This is a genomic window from Bartonella sp. B30(2025) (assembly GCF_053793825.1).
In genome coordinates this window covers 552,679-571,473 of sequence record NZ_CP200034.1, presented here as the reverse complement: position 1 = coordinate 571,473, position 18,795 = coordinate 552,679, and the positions used below count along the sequence as shown (strand labels likewise).

Below are 18,795 nucleotides of genomic sequence, written 5' to 3'. Positions count from 1 at the left end.
TTTTTCTTTTGAGAAAATGGTGGAGAGCTTTCTAATGAAAAGAATATTTTTATATGAGATATCTGCAGCGCTTATATGATAAACAAGGAAAGTTTGGTGAAGTGCATCGATTATTATGCAGTTCTATTATTGGACATCAATTCATGATGAAAAAAGCTGAAGTATGGCATATGTAGTGCAGTGTAGAATGTTCATGAGCAGGAAGGCAAAACTATTTTTTATTGCTCTTTTGCTTCTATTTTGATCGGTGATGAAGCACGGTTAGCAGAGATTGCGAGGCTCCAGCAAGAGCAATGGGAGATTGCCACGCTGTTAAAAGCCATGCATGCTACATCCGGTGAAGATTAAGCGGGAGCAGTCATGAAAGAATAGTTTAGCATTGCAGAATTGGCTGCATTAGTCCTGTCAGAGTTGCCATCTACATATAAAAGTCTTGAAAATCATGGTCGTACATATTGATATTGGTAAAAGAATTCAGCTGTTTCAGGGAAAGTAGAGAGAAAAATCAAGCTGGTTTGGGAATACCACATCTTTTTATTGCAAAGCGGGCGCGGGTAGTTTTACTAATCCAGCAAGGTGAGATTAGCATTTCTCCAACAACGGAATAAAATGCGCAAAAAGAAGACATTTGGTTGCGTTATGAGGGACTTTCGAAGGCACATAAAACCGCTGTGAAGAGCGTTGGAAGGCGCTTTGTTTTATGGATGATTTACTTTTAGCAGGTAGCTGGTTTAGGTGTGCATGATGCGGCAACCAGCACTGAGGTCAAATTTGGCATAAGCTGCAGGTCACTTTTTAATTGGCGCGAGAGGGTAGAAGGTTATAGTTGTAATGATTGGTTGGCAGTATTAGCACCCGCTTGCGGTGAGGATAATTATTCACAATTTACAGTATGTCATGAGCAAGCTTGGGAGGTTTTATGTTCGGATTATTGACATTCTTCTAAGCCGGATTTTTTGGCATGTTATCGGCGGATATGGTTGCGGTTGCACAGGAAAAAGGTTGGGTTCCCATTCCTTCTGAGCAGGCTTTACGGCATCGTTTTAACAAAGAAAAAATTTGAAAAGTGGTTGTGACGTTAGCGCGTGATGGTGAAGAAAAAGGCAAAGAAACTGTATCCTGCCTAACGACGTGATTGGTCTGCCATTCATGCTTTGTAAGCAGTGAATATGGATGGGCATAATTAGATGTTTTTGTTCAAGTTTCTTGGGCAGAAAAACCTGTTCGGCTTTATTTTGTAGCCATTCAAGATCTTTATTCTGGTAAGATTTTATCGTGGCGTTTGTCGGATGCTGAGACTTGGGAAATTGTCCGTTTGGTTATTGGTGATATGGTTTCTGCTTATGGGATACCAGAGCGTATGACCTTGGATAATGGTCGCGCCTTTACCAGCAAATGGATTTCGGGGGGTGTACAAAACCGTTTTCGGTTTAAAATTAAACCAGATGATCCGCAAGGTCTTTTGACAACATTGAGTATTAAACTGCAATGGACAACGCCTTATAGCGGGCAATCCAAGCCAATTGAGCGAACATGATGTGATTTATAGCTGAAGCTATTTCCAAACATCCTTTCTGTGCAGGCGCTTATACGGGAATAAACCTGATGCCAAGCCTGAAGATTACGGTGCACGAGCGGTTATGTTTAAAGAGTTCAAAGCGTATGTTGAAGCATAAATTGTAAAGCATAATGCGCAAAAGAGATGGAAAGCAGTCAATTGTGCGGGCCTGAGTTTTGATGTCATATTTGAAGAAAATTTACAGGCCGAGGGCACGATTAATATGTCAAGCGATAAAAGCACAACGCGCTTTGTGGCTTTTTTGACATCAGAGGCACTTCGCACTCAGAAAGGGACGGGGGAGATTCATTTTTATGGTAGTCGTTATTGGTCGCAGGCGCTTAATCAGCATGCGAGTCAAAAAGTGATTGTCCGTTTTGATCCAGATAATTTACATCAAGATTTGCGGGTTTATGACCTGAATAACCGTTTTAATTTGTATTGCGTCTTGTCTTTCTGATGTTGATTTTTACGATCAGTAGCCGTGAAGCATTTCAACGTCTCTCACGACAAGATCCAAAGGATTTAATCGATTTAGAGCCTGCTGTTCGGTTTTTGTATTTGCAACGGTCAAGTTTTAGCGGCAAAGTGGTAATAAAGCGCACATTTGGCGTTGAAACGAGCTGTGGTGCACGATTTAATTATTTTTAAGCCGAAGCATTACCAGAGCTTATTTACCAGCGCTTGGCAGGGATTACGATTGAAAATACAGATGGGTCAGACTTTATGCTGCGCTATGATAAATCAAACGTTTTGTTTTATCTTGATCCGCCTTATTGGGGTGTTGGGATTATTATGGAAAAGACTTGTTTAAATGAGAAGATTATCATGCGATGGCCACGATTCCTGCGAAATTAAAAGGCAAGTTTCTTCTCTCTTTAAATGATGTACCAGAAATTCAGAAAACCTTTAGTCAATTTAATCTAAAAAAGGTCACTACATCTTATTCATGTGGCAGTTCAAATAATGCTATCGCCAAAGAACTAATCATCGCAAATTGCGATTTTTAATAGAAAAAAAGACTTTTTGAGGGGGTTTAAAAGTCCCTTTAAAGACCCCTTGAAAACCCTTTAAAAAAAAATGAATTGGTGCAAAACGAGGTGGCAAGCTACAGTGTATAGAAGCGCGTTTGACACCTGTTTTCTTACTTTTTTGGAGATTTTTTATTGATTCAAAAACTATTTTTCTACGGTTAGCGCTTTTGATGGAAGAAGAAAGAGAGATTTTCTTTCATCAACTGATTGTTTTCATTCTACAAGCTATGATAAATTAAACTCAATTTGTTTAGGTAATGCTATATTTTATACGGTAAGATTTGTTAGAAAGGGGATGTTTTTTACGTATAGAATTTCAATGTTATTAGAGAAATGTACATATTTTCAGATACAAATATTTTTAAGATAGTCGTGTAATGCCTAAAAATAAAAGCATGCAGGGTGCAATTGTTGTGATGGTGAGAGATACATCAATCGGAGGGCTTCTTGTTGCAAAGTCTTATAAGGGGATTTGTAATATAGCTTTAGGTAATACTACCGAACAATTATTACAGGAGCTTAGGATATATTTTCCCAGTGTACAAGAGAATATCGATGATAACATATTTAGTAGAGAAGTAGCGCACATTGCAACAATGATAGAAACGCCTGAGTTGATAAGACCTTATGATATGCCATTAGATATAAGTGGCACAGTTCTTCAGCAGAAAGTATGGGGTGCGTTACGCGAAGTGCAATGTGGTGAAACAATTTGTTACGAAGAATTAGCGCAGCATATTGGTATGCCGAAAGCGTGTCGAGCAGTCGCTAATGCGTGTGCGCGTAACAAATTGGCATTAGTCATTCCTTGTCATCGTGTGGTGCGCAAAAATGGTGCTCTTTCAGGTTATCGTTGGGGTGTTAAACGGAAACAGATTTTACTGCAACGGGAACGACGAGAATGCTTTTTTAAGATTTAATTTTGCTAAATTACAATTGCAATGTTTACAATTGTGCATTTCTTTTCCTTAAAAATGATTTCAAGTTATTCTTTGTGTAATGTCAACAAGGCACGCCTAATTTTAGTAAAATCGGTGAGTTGTTATAAAATGAAGAAATTTTACTATTATTGTTTCTAATAAGTTTTTTGGAACTTTATCTCTCATTTTTCTAGGGCTTTTTGATCGATTCAAAAGCAAGCTTTTTCTGGTCAGCGCTCTTTGTGTAAAGAGATGCCATACTGTCTTCTGTTCAGTTTAAAACTTGCTTTGAAGCGTGAGACTCTTGCACATGAATTTATGGCACGTGTTGTTGCTAATTTTCTTAGTTCCTGCATTGATTTTTTTTATGTCTGCCGCATTACATTCTTCATGAAACAGATTGCCAAAGCTTTCTTTGTTATTTTTTTATATGCCTTTACCGCAAATGAACGTTTTATCTCTGACAGGACTAGTTTGAAGTGTATCTGCTAATTCAGGTAAGATTGGAAGAAAAACATCTTTTTGGAATTTATTTTTTTCTGTTTTTCTATGAATAATGTCATCTTTTACATCTTTCCAGCCAATTCGTATTGCAATTACTACGATGCAAGCTCGTAAAACATCAAGATGCGTTCATGCGTTTCGACAGAGATCAGCATTGATAATATTTCTCAACGTCTTTTTCTGTCCAAATTGGAAATCCGTCTTTATTGTTGAGAGCTGTTTTTTTGATTTCTGCTGCTGGATTGTCTGCTAAAAGCCTTTGTTCAATTGCCAATTAAAAGCTCACTAAAAGCTTTCAGAACGTTTTTAGCCATTGCTGGCGTTTCTTTACGTCTTTCAACTCCTGCTGTAATATGTGCTTTTTTGATTTCTCTATATGGAATATTTCCTATGGAATCGCACACCTTCATCAAAATGAGTTTTTTGTGGCTTTAGCGAGGCGATGCCAATCAACACTATTAAAATATTGTTTGAGAAGCCATGCAAAGGAACCTTCAACAAGTTTCCCTGGTTTGGATTTAGGAAGTATGAGTTCTTGTGATTGGACTAGAGCGCTTTTATAGTTATCGACAAATTCTTGCATTCCATATACCCTTTGGATTCTAATTCGTTGCCCATGACCAATATGCACATACCATATAGTTTTGCCATAGCGTGTAATTTCTTTGATAAGATGAGGAGGATGTGGTTTTGGCATAGTAACTTTACATCTTAGAGAGAAAAACTTCGTAATACTCATTTTTTGACAAGTCTGATAAGCTGTTTGGATGTGTTGCCGTATTAGGGATTTCGATTCCGGTTTTGAGATAGATTAACAATTCACCAGTGGGCTTAAATGTCTATTAGTTCGCACCTTTGCTTTTTAGCTTCTCTGATGGCGCGAGCAATGCTGGCTGTGTTATGGTAGGTTGGCGGTGTGCCATATCTGTTCTCTTAAGTTTAGATGCAATCCATCTGTGGAGCGAAGCGCGCATTGCATAAAAAGCTTTTGTGAAAGGGCAGGGGTGCGGAACAACACTCCCATAGTGTTTAAGCGGCTTGAGTCAATATTTGCTGCATGTTTTGCTCTATTTCTATTAAAAACGTTTCAACAGCTTTGTATATGTGTTTTTCATCACGGTATATGCGTCGTATTTTGAGGCGTAAATGTGATGATTGGTCAGTAAAGCGTGGATTATAGCTTACAAAACACACCATTTACGCTTCGTACAAGCCATTTGGAATTGCATTTGTGTGATATATTCAGGCTTGATTTCGTTATCGATAAAAAAGCGGATATGAGTTGTTGATCTTGGGCATTTGACTTCGATTAAGCCATGTTCTCCAATAAGACCATCAGGCCTTGCTCCTGCCATTTTTATTGTTGGATGCGGTACAAAACCGCACCTTATTATAGAAAAAAATTTTAGAAAAAAATATTGCAAAAGGTACTTTCCTGAAGGTTAGGATTGTTGTGGGGATAACAGCGCAACCTATCGCTAGTTATAGGATTTTAAAATTGATAGTATATTAACACATTAATAACTAATGTTTTCCATACAACTTGCTGATGAATTGATAAAAGAAAGCTGAAAGTGAAGTGAGTAGGAGCGAGAATACTCGTTTGTAGCTTATATTATAATTTATGATAAATTGGGAATCACTTTATTAAAATATGATTAGGTATGGTTGTATGCTTTTATTATTGATATGCAGATAAATATCTTTATAGCCGAGTGATGTGAAGATAACATTCTTTGATGGATGGAGCTAGTCGGTATTAGCATTAGCCAACTTAGCCGCCAATTTAGCCAATGAAGAATAGACTTATCTTTTACTTTATTATAAAAATAATCTTATATAGCTCTCTTTTAAAAGAATGTGTAATGCGTAAGTTTACATTTTAATAGGGGGATTAAAATCTAGAGCGGGGGAAGAGTGATTGGTTTACGTAGTTGATAAAGCTGATGTGTATGAATCAGTTCATACTTTTTATTTATATTTAAAAAAAATTGATCTCATCAAAACAGTAAAAGATTATTATACAGTTGGCAGTTTTTTTTACGATAATGAGACTGTTCATTTTGCTTCTCAAAATGAAAGCAAAGATTAATGCGCAGATTTTTTTGTATTTATTTTGCTTTTTTTGTGTTTTTTTTTTCGCGGAGTTTTGCACAAAATATTCATGACGCTGCAATTAATCAATCAGAGAAAATCCAGCGTCAACAAACGCAACAACAGCGTTTACAACAATTGTACAAGGGGAAAGAAGCGCGTGATGTTGATGTACCTTTGCAGGATGATGAAACCACAGTGCTGCCTTATAGTACTTCGACGCATAAAACATGTTTGATGATAAAAACTATCGAGCTTCTTGGTGTTCAGTTAATTTCTTATGCTGACTTTCATTACGCAACAGCTCCTTGGGAGGGGCGGTGTTTGGGCATTGACGAAATAAATAAAGTGCTCAAAGCTGTAACCATGCTTTATATCAAACGCGGTTATATTGCTGTACGAGCTTATTTGCCTGAGCAAGATTTAAGTGGTGGTCGTCTAAAAATTGTTGTTGTTGAAGGTCAAGTAGAAGATATAATCTTTGATGGGCACAAAGTTGAGAGAAGTTATCAAGGTGAAATCATCACAGCTTTTCCAAATCTGCTTGGTAAGCCAATCAATCTGCGCGATATTGAACAAGGGCTTGATCAAATCAATCGCCTTGCTTCTCGTCGAGCTACTATTAGTCTTGGGGCTGGCAGTACTTCTGGTGGATCCGTTCTTGATATTCATGTGGACACACAAAAACCTTGGTTATTCACTCTTTCTAGTGATAATCTTGGCTCTAAGGGAACAGGGCTTTATCAAACGCGTCTTAGTTTTGTTTTTGATGATCTGTTAGGTTTCAATGATCAATGGTCGTTTAGTTATCAGCGTTCTACGGATGGCAAACCGTATCACTTTTCAAAAAAGCGCCCCAATAGTGATACGATAACTGGTTCATTTTCTATTCCCTATGGTTATTGGTCTGCGGGTTTTGATAGCAATTGGAGTCAATATCACTCGACTATAGAAGGAATATTTTCAGATATTATGACTTCAGGTAAGTCTTTATCTCTTACACCATGGATTTCGCATGTTATTCACCGTGATCAAGAGGGAAAGACGAAGGTTGCGGGGTATTTTACATGGAAATATACCGATAATTTTATTATGGGTAGTAAGGTTGATGTTTCAAGCCGTAAATTGGCCGTTGCTACATTTGAGCTTAACCATTCGCGCGCATGGGCGGGAGGTGCATTAAACGCTAATATAGGCGTTCATAAGGGACTGACGATTCTTGGCGCTTATAATGATGCAATCCAAGAAACTGCAACAAAAAACGCACCCAAAGGACAATTTTTAAAATTGTCTTTTTCTTTGGATTATGCACGTTCCTTTTCATTAAGCCAGTTGAATTTTCGCTATAACACTTTGCTTGCAGGACAATTGTCGCCCGATACGTTGTTTAGCTCAGAGCAAATGTCGCTTGGTGGTATCTCTTCTGTGCGTGGGGTGCGTGAGGCTATTTACTACAGCAATAATGCTGTGTTTTGGCGCAATGAATTGTCGTTGTTATTACCAGGTTTTGCATCCGATATGGGGCGTAAATTTATGGAACGATTTGCACCTTATGTGGCGCTTGATTTGGGAAAGGCAGCCAATAATCCACTCAAAAACAGTTTTGGTGGTAACTTAGTTGGGGCGACATTAGGATTCCATGAAACAGGAGAGACTTTAGATTTTGATGTGTCTTATTCAAATATTTTGAGTGCATTGACGCCTTTAAGGCATGAAAATGCGACAGGAGTTTTTCAAATGCGGGCATTGTTAAGGTTTTAGGATAAGGGATTTGTTTTGAGAAAGTTTTCTTAGTTATTTAGAGTTATCAGTTTTTTGCGAAGAGAGATTTATCAGATTTTATGGGGGGAAAGATGCGGGGTACAAGAGATAGATTTGCGTGTGGAAGCGTTTTTTTGCGGTATGTTTTTGGCGTTTTGAAGCGCGGATTGCATAAGGGTCTTTCGCTTGTTTTAAGCTTTTGCGTGGCATTTTATCCACTGTTAGCACAAGCTCAAATGATGGGGTCTGCAAGTTCACCATCCCCAACCATTCAAGGAATTAAAGCGGCTATAGGGGAGAGTTTTTCTACCCGTCCCACGATTGGGCAAGCAAACAATGGTGTTGTGCTAATAGATATAGCTCGTCCCAATAATCAGGGTCTTTCTCATAATAAATATGACAGTTTCAATGTTGATGTTCATGGTGTGATTTTGAATAATTCCACCGAGAACATTTCACGTTCACAGCTTGGTGGTTTGGTTTTTGGCAACGGTAATTTGCGTGATACTGGTGCGGCAAAGGTTATTCTGAACGAAGTGGTGAGTAGCAATCACTCGCATCTTGAGGGAGTGAGTGAGGTCCATGGGCAATCAGCTGATGTTATTATTGCCAATCCCAATGGGATTACTTGTAACGGTTGCGGCTTTATCAATACACCGCGGGTGACCTTATCAACTGGCAAACCGATCATTGGCATTGATGGGATTTTAAGTGGTTTTCGGGTTGAAAGTGGTGCAATCACCATTGGCGCGCAAGGTGCGGATGGGCGCGTGTTGGATATATTTGATCTTGTTTCGCGCAAGATTAGCGTAGCGGGTCCGATTCAGGTCAAAGGTGATTTGTCTGTTATAGCAGGTCGCAATAATTTTGCTTATGACAAGCGTGAAGCCACATCGCTTGGCACGGATGGCAAAGAGCCAGAATTGGCGATTGATTCCAGTGATTTTGGCGGGATGTATGCAGGTCAGATTCGCGTTATTGCCAACGATAAAGGCGCTGGAGTTAAAATGCATGGCTCTATGGTTTCCAATGCGGGCGCCATGCAACTGTCGAGCGATGGCAAGTTGGTGATTGCCAAAGCGCGTGCCAAAGGTCCTGTGAAGGCGCAATCACATCACGCCAGTGTTCGTGTAGAAAATTTGCTATTTTCAGAATCGTTTGTTGGGCTTAAGGCGCTTGATGCAGTCGAATTGGTTGATCATGCACGGGTTGCAGCGAGCGGTGCTGTTGATGTCAATTCGGCTGTCATCAAGCTTGAGCATGATGCTCTTCTGGCAAGTGGAATTGGCAATGATGGTCAACAGTCTGCTACAGGTTCTTTACACTTAAAGGCATCCAAGCTTGATGCAGGAAGCGGACGTATAGCGTCAGGTGACCTTCTGTGGATCCAAGCAGAGACAATAGATCTAAGCCGTGCTGAAGATAACCATCAGACAGGGGTATCTTCCCTTGGCAATCTGACGCTTGAAACCAATACAATCACAGCTTTAAACAATCATATTGGAGCGAGTGGGAGTGTTATTCTGAAAGCAGAGGACCGCCTCACCATAGGGGCTGGTCATTATAGCGCAGGAGGCTCTCTTTTAGCAGAAGCGGCTGAATTATCTTCTTACGCCAACCTAGCCGCGGGACAAGAAATCGGTCTTTATACGCATAGTGGTCAGCTGATCCAAGAAGGAGCCCTCTTATCCAATGGAGTGGTAACACTGCACTCCCATGGAGCACTAAACAACAAGGGTGATATCGTTAGCGTGCAGCAGGTTTCGTTGACAGCTGGTGGTGTCCTCACAGTTGGTGCGGATAGCACGCTTTTAGGTCATGATGTTATCTTGAGTGCTAATGTTCTTACGCAAGCTGGTCATGTGGAAGCGCACGGCGGGGCACTAACTCTTCAGGTTGATGATAAGATTACCAATCTTGGTACGATACGCGGTGATACTGTTAATGCGCATGCAGGTTCGCTCATCAATCAAGGCATGCTGATTGCAACTGATGAATTGCATCTTCAAGTCATTGCTCACCAAGCTGCTTTTCCCCAACAAGCTGCTGTTGTGAATGCATCTGAAGGGATCCTGCAAAGCGGGGGTGCTTTTGTTTTATCAGCAGGGCAATTACAAAATATTGGTTCGCTTGGTTCCAGTGGTGCAGATGTAGCACTTCATGTGGTGGGGGATATTCACAATAGTGGATTAATTTACGCTAAGAAATCTGCAGCCATTTCTTTAGATGGAAGTTTTATCAATAAATTTGGCGATGTCATAGCTGAAGATAATTTCTCCATTCGTGGTTTAAATGGAGATCGTGCAGGTCATGTGATCAACAATTCTGGTCTTTTGGAAGCCGTGTCAGGGGATATGTTCTTTGACGTCTCTACGCTTACCAATATGCGCGAAGGTGGGGTCGAAATTACCAATAAAGTGGTTGGTTATAGTTACGATCCAGGGGAATTCGTAAGTCATGGAATTAAACACTACACTGATAAGACCACGACTGAAACCACGATCATCCGTGAAGAATCTCATTTAATCAATAGTGCTGGACAAATTCTAGCTGGACGTCACCTGTCGATTAATGCTGATGATGTCAACAATAGCTACAGCTTAATTGCAGCCAATGGCAATATTGTTGTGCGTGCGGATTCTTTCTTCAATCAGGGGCGAGATTTAATCGAAACAACGAATATTGTGAGACAAACACGCCACAGGTATAAGCATTGCACAGTAGGGAATTTGGGATGTCTATTGGACACGACAGAGGAATGGGTTGATCCTGCTCGTACAGAGATCATCTCCCACACCTATGATGCTGTTTATGGCACGATTGAATCTGGAGGTGTTCTTGATGCTGAGGTAACAGGCTATCTTGACAATCTTGCTGTGCGTGAGGCAGCTGATCAAATTGGCTTAAGCTCAGGCGATAAAGGGGTATTTGGGGTTGGAAATGCTGATTTTGAAGGGATGCCTCTGATCAGCGATGAGCGCTTAGATGGCATGATCGATGGTTTGGCAGGTCATACAGCGCTTTTTCACCCTTCTGCTCAAACAGAGGGGCTCCAATCTGTTTGGACGCCCACGCCAGATGCGCTTCCACCTGTAAAGACAGAGCTTGTTAGCGCTCAGGCTCCGAAAGCGCCATTTTTGATAGAAACGCGTCCAGGTTTTATCGACCCCGGTCATTTTTTGGGTTCTGATTATTTTTTAGATCGTCTTGATTTTAAGCTTGGGCAAGAATTTAAAAGGCTGGGGGATGCGCATTTTGAATATCGTCTGGTGAATGAGCAAATTTTTGAGCTCACAGGCAATCATAGTCTTTTTGGAATTGATGATCCCAATGCCCAAATACAGAGGCTTTATGACAACGCCGTCGAACAGCAAGCTTTGTTGGGATTAGAGTTAGGGGATCCATTATCACCCAAGCAAATTGCTGGGCTCAAAAAGGATATTATCTGGCTTGAGACGCATAATGTGGGGGGGCAAAATGTTTTGGTGCCACGTGTTTATTTGGCGCCAAACTCTTCTTCTGTTCAAGGGACACATCAAGAGAACTTTGCTAGTGCGCGTTTAAAAGGAAATGGTCTCACCTTAACAGCAGAGAGCTTTGTCAATAGTGGTGCCGTGGTGAGTGATGGAGGGCTCCACGTTACGACGACGAAAACCGGTTTGAATGATGGAGGTTTTTTGGTTGGAACCGGTGCCGTAGAGATTACCAGTGACGACCTTTTTATCAACTCTTCAGGGATTGTTCAGGGCAATATGGTTGCTATCACTGCAGCGACAGTGATGAATAATACAGCCAAGATCCATGATTTGAATAAATATGGTTTTATTGATCGAAATGGGCAAAAGGCACAGATCATCGCGGTGAATGATTTGAGCATTCAATCCCTTGGCGATTTGAGTGCGTATGGTGGGCAGTTTATCAGTGGCGGTTCGATGGCGCTGACGGTTGATGGCTCCGCTACATTTGGTGCCTTTGTGCTGGAAAGCGCTCAGGCACAGACGCTTGAAGACAGTTTTTTTAACGCCCAAAGCTATCATAATCAGTTAAGTGGTCTCAACAGTGGTGGCGATCTGACGATTCAAACGGGCGGTGATCTTAGCCTTGAAGGAGCCAAGCTTCAGGCAGAAGGTGATGCGCAGCTTACGGCTGGAGGGGATATCACCTTAGCTTCGGTGCAAGATGTTAGCAGTTCTGATTGGGAAGTTCAGAGGACGAAGAAAGGTGGTTTATTCTCTCAGAAATTCCATTCTCATCAACATTCAGAAGAAGTTAAAACAGTCAAAACGACGGTAGAAGCTGGTGGCAAGCTTTCGGTTCATGCTCAAGGAGGGGCTCTTACGGTTGTTGGCGCGGGCTTGAAAAGTGGTGGTGAGACGCATCTGCAGGCAGATCGAGGTCAGATACAACTTTTGAGCACCAAAGACCAAGATTTTAAGCAAAGTTTCCAGCATGATGAAAATCTCTTCTGGTGGAGTGAGCGCGACCAAGGACAGTTGGAAGAAAGCATCCATCATGTGTCCATGGAAGCTGGAGGTGGCATTAAGATAGATGCCGGCAATGGCATTGTTGTTGAATACGAGAAAACAGGCAGTTTTGAAAAATCTCTTGATGAATTGGCACGCATACCAGAGCTGTCATGGATCAAGCACTTGCGTGATGATGCCATTTTAGCCCAACAAGTGAATTGGCAAGCTGTCGAGGCGAGGTTTGAAGACTGGGATTATAAGAGCCAAGGATTGACAGAAGCAGGAGCCGCTCTTGTAACATTGGTTGTTACGGCACTTTCCTCAGGAACAGCCTCTACTGCAGCTAGCGCTATAACAGGAGCTTTGGGTGTCGGTTCGAACGCAGCCATGAGTGCGGCGATCAATGCAGGTGTACAATCGCTGATTAACAAAGGCGCTGTGTCTTTAATCAATAATGGCGGTAACATTGGCGCTGTGCTGCAAGAGCTTGGTTCTTCGAAGGCTGTTCTCAGTATTGTGTCATCGATGGTCACAGTAGGCTTAACCAGCCAAGCAACGGCGATGGCAGGAGTTAATCAATCCTTGCCTAAAACCGCTCCGGTGATAGAGCGTATCACCCATGAGGCGGAAAAAAATATCGTTAAAGCGGTTATTAGCACGGGTATTCAGACTGCTCTTGAAGGTGGCTCTTTAGATGAGAACCTATTAGCGAACCTTCGTACAGCGCTGTCTGAGGTTGTTGGCAAAACCCTTGCTGAAGAAATTGGCACGGCTAAGGCTGAGGGCAAGATTAACACGGTTACGCAGATTGTTGCCCATGCGGGGCTTGGTTGTCTGGTAGGCTCCACAGCCAGCGGCGATTGTTCTGCTGGTGCTATTGGTGGTGCTGTGGGGGAAGCAGCAGCAATGCTGCAATTTAAGCACTGGGTTACAGCTATCCTCCAAGAAGAAGTGGGCGACCTAGATGGGCGACCATTAACCGCGGAAGAGCAGGCTCGTATAAACGCGCGGTTTGATGCTCAGTTTGTTGACTTTAAGGCGCAGACCATTGATGTAGCGCGAATTGCTGGGGGCTTTGCAGCAGCGCTTGCTGGCGGGGATGTGAATACCGGTGCCGATGCGGCAGGCAATGCGGCAGAGAACAATTACCTTAGCAGCGCACAAAAGGCTCAAAAAGAAAAAGAACTAGCTGAGTGTTCTGACTATCTGTGTGCATTAGAGGTTTCTGTAAGATGGTCTCTGATTGGTGGTGGGCAAAATGTATCTCTTTTGGCAGGTGTGGCTGCTGGTGTGCCTGTTGAATTATTCGATACCGTTAATGATCTCTTGCACATTGGGCTCCATCCTATCGCGACTTTGGGAGCACTTAAAGATTTGATCACGAGCGGTGATTTAGTCGGTGTTGTTGCGCAATCTTACGTAGAGCGTATTGATCACCTAACGGAGGAATTTGAAAGAGCGGGTGCTGGTGGATCTTTTAATGCTGGTTTGGAAGTCGGAAAATTACTCACCGAAGTCGTGACATTGGTAATTGGCGGGGCTGGAGTAGCCAAAGGAGGTATAAAGCTTGTAGGCAAAGCAAGTACAAAGTTTGTAAAAAATTCTCTTATCGAAGCCGCCGTTGAAGCTGAAACAGTAGGGATAAAAACAGGCAGTGAAGTTGCCCAATCCGTTGAGAAAGTTAGCTCTGAAGCAAATGCTATAAAGACAAGTGGTAAAGCTGCTCAATCCATTGAAAAAGTTAACTCTGAAGCAGCTGCTATAAAGACAAGTGATAAAGTTGCTCAATCCATTGAAAAGGTTAGCTCTGAAGCAGTTGCTATAAAGACAAGTGGTAAAGCTGCCCAATCCATTGAAAAGGTTAGCTCTGAAGCAGCTGCTATAAAGACAAGTGGTAAAGCTGCTCAATCCATTGAGAAAGTTAGCTCTGAAGCAAATGCTATAAAGACAAGTGGTAAAGTTGCCCAATCCATTGAAAAAGTTAGCTCTGAAGCAGCTGCTATAAAGACAAGTGATAAAGTTGCTCAATCCATTGAAAAGGTTAGCTCTGAAGCAGTTGCTATAAAGACAAGTGATAAAGTTGCTCAATCCATTGAAAAAGTTAACTCTGAAGCAGCTGCTATAAAGACAAGTGATAAAGTTGTTCAATCCATTGAAAAGGTTAGCTCTGAAGCAGTTGCTATAAAGACAAGTGGTAAAGCTGCCCAATCCATTGAAAAAGTTAGCTCTGAAGCAGCTGCTATAAAGACAAGTGGTAAAGCTGCTCAATCCATTGAGAAAGTTAGCTCTGAAGCAAATGCTATAAAGACAAGTGGTAAAGTTGCCCAATCCATTGAAAAAGTTAGCTCTGAAGCAGCTGCTATAAAGACAAGTGATAAAGTTGCTCAATCCATTGAAAAGGTTAGCTCTGAAGCAGTTGCTATAAAGACAAGTGGTAAAGCTGCCCAATCCATTGAAAAAGTTAGCTCTGAAGCAGCTGCTATAAAGACAAGTGGTAAAGCTGCTCAATCCATTGAGAAAGTTAGCTCTGAAGCAAATGCTATAAAGACAAGTGGTAAAGTTGCTCAATCCATTGAAAAAGTTAGCTCTGAAGCAGCTGCTATAAAGACAAGTGGTAAAGTTGCTCAATCCATTGAAAAGGTTAGCTCTGAAGCAGCTGCTATAAAGACAAGTGGTAAAGCTGCTCAATCCATTGAGAAAGTTAGCTCTGAAGCAGCTGCTATAAAGACAAGTGGTAAAGCTGCTCAATCCATTGAGAAAGTTAGCTCTGAAGCAGCTGCTATAAAGACAAGTGGTAAAGTTGCTCAATCCATTGAGAAAGTTAGCTCTGAAGCAGCTGCTATAAAGACAAGTGGTAAAGTTGCTCAATCCATTGAGAAAGTTAGCTCTGAAGCAGCTGCTATAAAGACAAGTGGTAAAGTTGCTCAATCCATTGAAAAGGTTAGCTCTGAAGCAGCTGCTATAAAAACAAGTGGTAAAGCTGCCCAATCCATTGAAAAAGTTAGCTCTGAAGCAAATGCTTCTGGCAAGAAGGTCAAAGATCCACAGAAAAAAGAGGAAGGTACAGCTAATAAAAACAGGGAACATCATGACAAAAAAAGTAAAGAAAAAAAGCAAGAATTAAGGGATGAGGGGTGCGTAGCATGTGGAGGGGAAATCACGTTTAAGACTGTGCATAAGGATGGTAAGGTTAGAAAAAATGGGAAGAAGAGTAAGCCTGAGATCAGTTCACGCCCCGATATTCTCTATATTGATCAGAATGGGAACCTCAACCTTATTGAAATAAAAACGGGTAAAGGTAAGCTAAGTAAAAACCAAAAAATTTTAGGAGAGGCGTATAAAAATGGTACTGCAATGCCTGCAGGGGAAAAGCTTTGGAAATTTCTTAACGAAAATAAACAAGCCTTTCCTGATTATCAGAAAAAGTTCATGGATCTTAAAAATAATTTTACAGAAACTGCGGAGGAATTTGATGCACAACTGAAGGAATTGGATACAGAGTGGTTGAAAGAGAAGAAGGATGAGTTCAAGAAGGGGGTAAAAATTCATAGATATGATATTATCCGTTATCCAGGTCGTTTAGAATGAAAGAAGAATGATGAAAACCAAAGATGTCACAGCAATTTTAAAAAAGCATGGTTGGAAGACATATCGTGATGACGCAAATGATAGCTATGCTCGGTATCATTTTCCTGATCGTATTGTGAGCATGGGCTATAAGGTCAGAAGTTATGGAGGGGGCGAGGGAAGCTTGGAGTTATGGATGGTTGAGCTCACCACTGCTCCCTATTGTCTTGCTTGGGAATATTATATGGGTGAAAAGCGGGATCCGTATGAAGATCAGCTCATTTCTACCAAGGAGGAGTTCGGGATTACAGCCCCAGATCTTTCTGAAAGCCATGTTGAAGCGGCATTAAATAGGGTGCTTGCATGGGCACAAGCACAGGATATTGAGCAAATATTACGCGAAAAAGCTGCCGATCATTTTCTTGCTGCAAAAGCTGTGCTTGGTGATGTAGAGGCTTTAAAAAATGATTCGTCCACACCCCAAGCCCTTGTGCCAGAATTTTCTGATTATGAAACAATGACTCGGAAAAAACGTCTCCTTCTTTTTGCACAGGCTTATAAAAATGGTGAATTAGCAGATGTTTTGGCAGGGAAAAAGCCAAAAAACCGCTTGATGAACCCCACAGCAGTCAAGCGTGCTCTCAAAACCCAAGGTTGGTTTGTTGCTAGTGATTTGGGAGACATGTGGCTGTCTTTGCCCGATCGTTTTGTTCTGTTAAAATTTGGCTTTGTGCATCTCCTTGATAAGTACAATGTCCATATTGAAGCAGAGACTTCCACTGAAGAGATTGTGGTCGCTTGTGATTATATTCAATATAGTAAGAAATATAACTCTATATCATCTGAGGTTTTGTATACTTCTTTTATTACCATTGGAGGCAATTATTACAGGAGTTTTGATAAAGGGATTGATATTTGTGTCAAGACATTGAATGAGCAAGAAGTTAGCAAGATTTCTGACCGGGTGATACAATGGGCACACGCTCAAGATTTAGATGCAACAATAGAAAACAAAGCGCTTATCCAGAAATATAAATTCTACAAAGACATCGTTTGGCATTTAGCGTGTTTAGCGTTGATGGGTAAAATCGATGTTTTGAAGTCTTATCAAAACTTTATTGCCGCGGGTACGATTGCTGAACATTTAGATGACGATGACGCAGAAACTTATGTTAACCGTGCGGTTGAATTTGCGGAAGATCACTTGAAAATTCTCAATGAGAGAAAAGCAAAAGATGCTTCTCTTGGAGCGCAGGCATTAGCTGTTTTTGATAAAATTGATGAGCAATTGAAGGCAATAGGTTGGACAGTCTATCGGGACAAGAACTATGAGCGTAATGCTTATTTTCTAGAAAAAGACCGTCTCATCAATATCGTCTACAGTCTTGACACAGAAGGAGAAACCCCTCTTATTGTATTCAAGGCTTCGCTTTCCACACTTGGTTTTTCCACTGCGCATCGAGAGATCTTTCTTGACATGCCTCAATATACACCACTCAAAGAGGCAGATGATGTGTATAAATTATCCTATAGCGAAATCGAAGCAGGCAAACTGAACCAGATCTGTACGGATATTCTTCGTTGGGCTAATCAGCAAAATGTCAATCAAATCATCTATGATTATGCTGCTTTACCAACCAACAGTGACTATGAACTTGCCGTGCATCACCTTATTGCACTTGTTTTGATTGGGGATGTTGAAAAGCTTAAATTTTATATGGACAGCTTTAATGCGGGAAACAGGTTAGGTTTTGCAGAAGGAATTACACAAAGTCTTATTAATCAATTTTTTTATTTCACTCGGTATTATCGCTCTGACTTTCCTAAAAATACACCACTTTTGAGTTTGGATCAGAAGACAGCGCCTGTTGAGGGAGCGCTTGCTGATGAAGCATCTGTTGAGGGAGTGCCTGTTGAAAAAGCGCCAGCTGATGGAGTATCTGCTAATGAAGTATCTGTTGAGGGAGCGCTTGCTGATGTAGCGCCTGCTGATGAAGATGAAGAAGGGGCAGATGAGGCGGATGATGCAGAAGAAACCTTGACGATGGAGAGTGCAAAAGCACTTTTTCAAAGTTTAGGTTGGTCGGTTGAAACACTCAATGACGAAGGCGATCATTTAGCCATTTATCAATTGGCGGATCGTGAAGTAGAATTGCTGTATAACGACGAAATCATTGAAGATTGCCCGCAATTTGATAGCGGTCTTTTGATAGAGACTGGTATTTTGACTACTGCGTGCAAGATGATTGATCCTAGCTTTACGCAAGAGCTACCGGATTTAGAGCTTAATTTTGAAGCAAAAGGGCTGGAAATTTTTGATCCAGAGGTGAGTGCGGATTACTTAAAGAAGGTTCTTCATAGCACTTTAGAATGGGCTGTAAGCGAGATTGATCTTGCTGAAATTCTTCGTTCTGATTATGGCACACCTCCTTGGCAAAGGGAAAAAAGCGCAACTGGTAAGGCGAATGATGCGCGTTATGCTTTGCAGCATATTGGTGCTTTGGCTTTATTAGGGGATGTTGAGACTTTGCAGTTTTATCACAAGAGCTTTGCCGCAAAGGATCGTTTGGGTTTTGATGAGAGCATTCAACAGATACATCTTGAACGCGCAATAGTGATAGCCAAAGCTGTGGCAGAATCTAAACAACTCAGTTATGCTTTGCTTGAACAGGTAGAAAAGAGCTTACCGACCCATTCTAAAGCTTCTCAGAGGGGCTTCTTTCGCTTTTGGAAGAAAAAATAAGAAAGAAACTTTTGTTCAGGTGCTTCTCCTGAATTTATTTGCCATTCTTTCCTTGCTTTCAAGAATGAGGATATTGCTGTTGCTAGGATTAGTTATTTAGAGTTATCAGTTTTTTGCGAAGAGAGATTTATCAGATTTTATGGGGGGA

The 18,795-nt window shown here is 41.2% G+C and carries 6 protein-coding genes and 4 pseudogenes; 7 read left to right on the top strand and 3 right to left on the bottom strand.

Translation table 11 applies throughout. The features are described from left to right. The first annotated feature begins 1,243 nt into the window (after positions 1-1,243). The 4 genes and pseudogenes from V4P55_RS02425 (at position 1,244) to V4P55_RS02410 (ending at position 3,512) form a co-directional block, all read left to right on the top strand. On the top strand, positions 1,244-1,537 hold the full coding sequence (locus V4P55_RS02425; protein WP_455475106.1) for a transposase domain-containing protein: 294 nt from the start codon (positions 1,244-1,246) through the stop codon (positions 1,535-1,537). Between the two features lie 244 nt (positions 1,538-1,781). Then, positions 1,782-2,018 (top strand): Mu transposase C-terminal domain-containing protein, encoded by a 237-nt coding sequence (locus tag V4P55_RS02420; RefSeq protein ID WP_455474851.1) that lies wholly within the window; start codon positions 1,782-1,784, stop codon positions 2,016-2,018. Continuing rightward, a pseudogene (locus V4P55_RS02415) lies at positions 2,018-2,568 on the top strand (DNA adenine methylase); the annotation flags it as partial. The gene V4P55_RS02420 and the pseudogene V4P55_RS02415, both read left to right, overlap by 1 nt. Positions 2,569-3,008: 440 nt before the next feature. Beyond that, positions 3,009-3,512 (top strand): methylated-DNA--[protein]-cysteine S-methyltransferase, encoded by a 504-nt coding sequence (locus tag V4P55_RS02410; protein WP_455475105.1) that lies wholly within the window; start codon positions 3,009-3,011, stop codon positions 3,510-3,512. A 190-nt stretch (positions 3,513-3,702) separates the two neighbouring features. Here the strand turns inward: V4P55_RS02410 and V4P55_RS02405 are convergent. The 3 pseudogenes from V4P55_RS02405 to V4P55_RS02395 all read right to left on the bottom strand — a co-directional run. Then, positions 3,703-4,713 (bottom strand): annotated as a pseudogene (locus V4P55_RS02405) (tyrosine-type recombinase/integrase). A gap of 7 nt (positions 4,714-4,720) precedes the next feature. Next, a pseudogene (locus V4P55_RS02400) lies at positions 4,721-4,939 on the bottom strand (hypothetical protein). Between the two features lie 106 nt (positions 4,940-5,045). Beyond that, positions 5,046-5,443 (bottom strand): annotated as a pseudogene (locus tag V4P55_RS02395) (YqaJ viral recombinase family protein); the annotation flags it as partial. 664 nt (positions 5,444-6,107) lie between these two features. Here V4P55_RS02395 and V4P55_RS02390 point away from each other — a divergent pair. From V4P55_RS02390 to V4P55_RS02380, 3 genes are all read left to right on the top strand, one after another. Further along, on the top strand, positions 6,108-7,871 hold the full coding sequence (locus tag V4P55_RS02390; RefSeq protein ID WP_455474850.1) for a ShlB/FhaC/HecB family hemolysin secretion/activation protein: 1,764 nt from the start codon (positions 6,108-6,110) through the stop codon (positions 7,869-7,871). A gap of 80 nt (positions 7,872-7,951) precedes the next feature. Next, entirely contained in the window at positions 7,952-15,925 is a 7,974-nt protein-coding gene (locus V4P55_RS02385) for a two-partner secretion domain-containing protein (protein WP_455474849.1), read from the top strand. 10 nt (positions 15,926-15,935) lie between these two features. Then, positions 15,936-18,647 carry a DUF6990 domain-containing protein gene (locus V4P55_RS02380; RefSeq protein ID WP_455475104.1) on the top strand — a complete coding sequence of 904 codons (2,712 nt, stop codon included), beginning with the start codon at positions 15,936-15,938 and terminating at the stop codon, positions 18,645-18,647. Positions 18,648-18,795 lie beyond the last annotated feature (148 nt).

Excerpts from the sequence above, each read along its gene's own strand:
- V4P55_RS02410 (WP_455475105.1), top strand. The coding sequence starts at position 3,009 with ATGGTGAGAGATACATCAATCGGAGGGCTTCTTGTTGCAAAGTCTTAT.
- V4P55_RS02420 (WP_455474851.1), top strand. The coding sequence starts at position 1,782 with ATGTCAAGCGATAAAAGCACAACGCGCTTTGTGGCTTTTTTGACATCA.
- V4P55_RS02385 (WP_455474849.1), top strand. The coding sequence starts at position 7,952 with ATGGGGGGAAAGATGCGGGGTACAAGAGATAGATTTGCGTGTGGAAGC.
- V4P55_RS02380 (WP_455475104.1), top strand. The coding sequence starts at position 15,936 with ATGAAAACCAAAGATGTCACAGCAATTTTAAAAAAGCATGGTTGGAAG.
- V4P55_RS02390 (WP_455474850.1), top strand. The coding sequence starts at position 6,108 with ATGCGCAGATTTTTTTGTATTTATTTTGCTTTTTTTGTGTTTTTTTTT.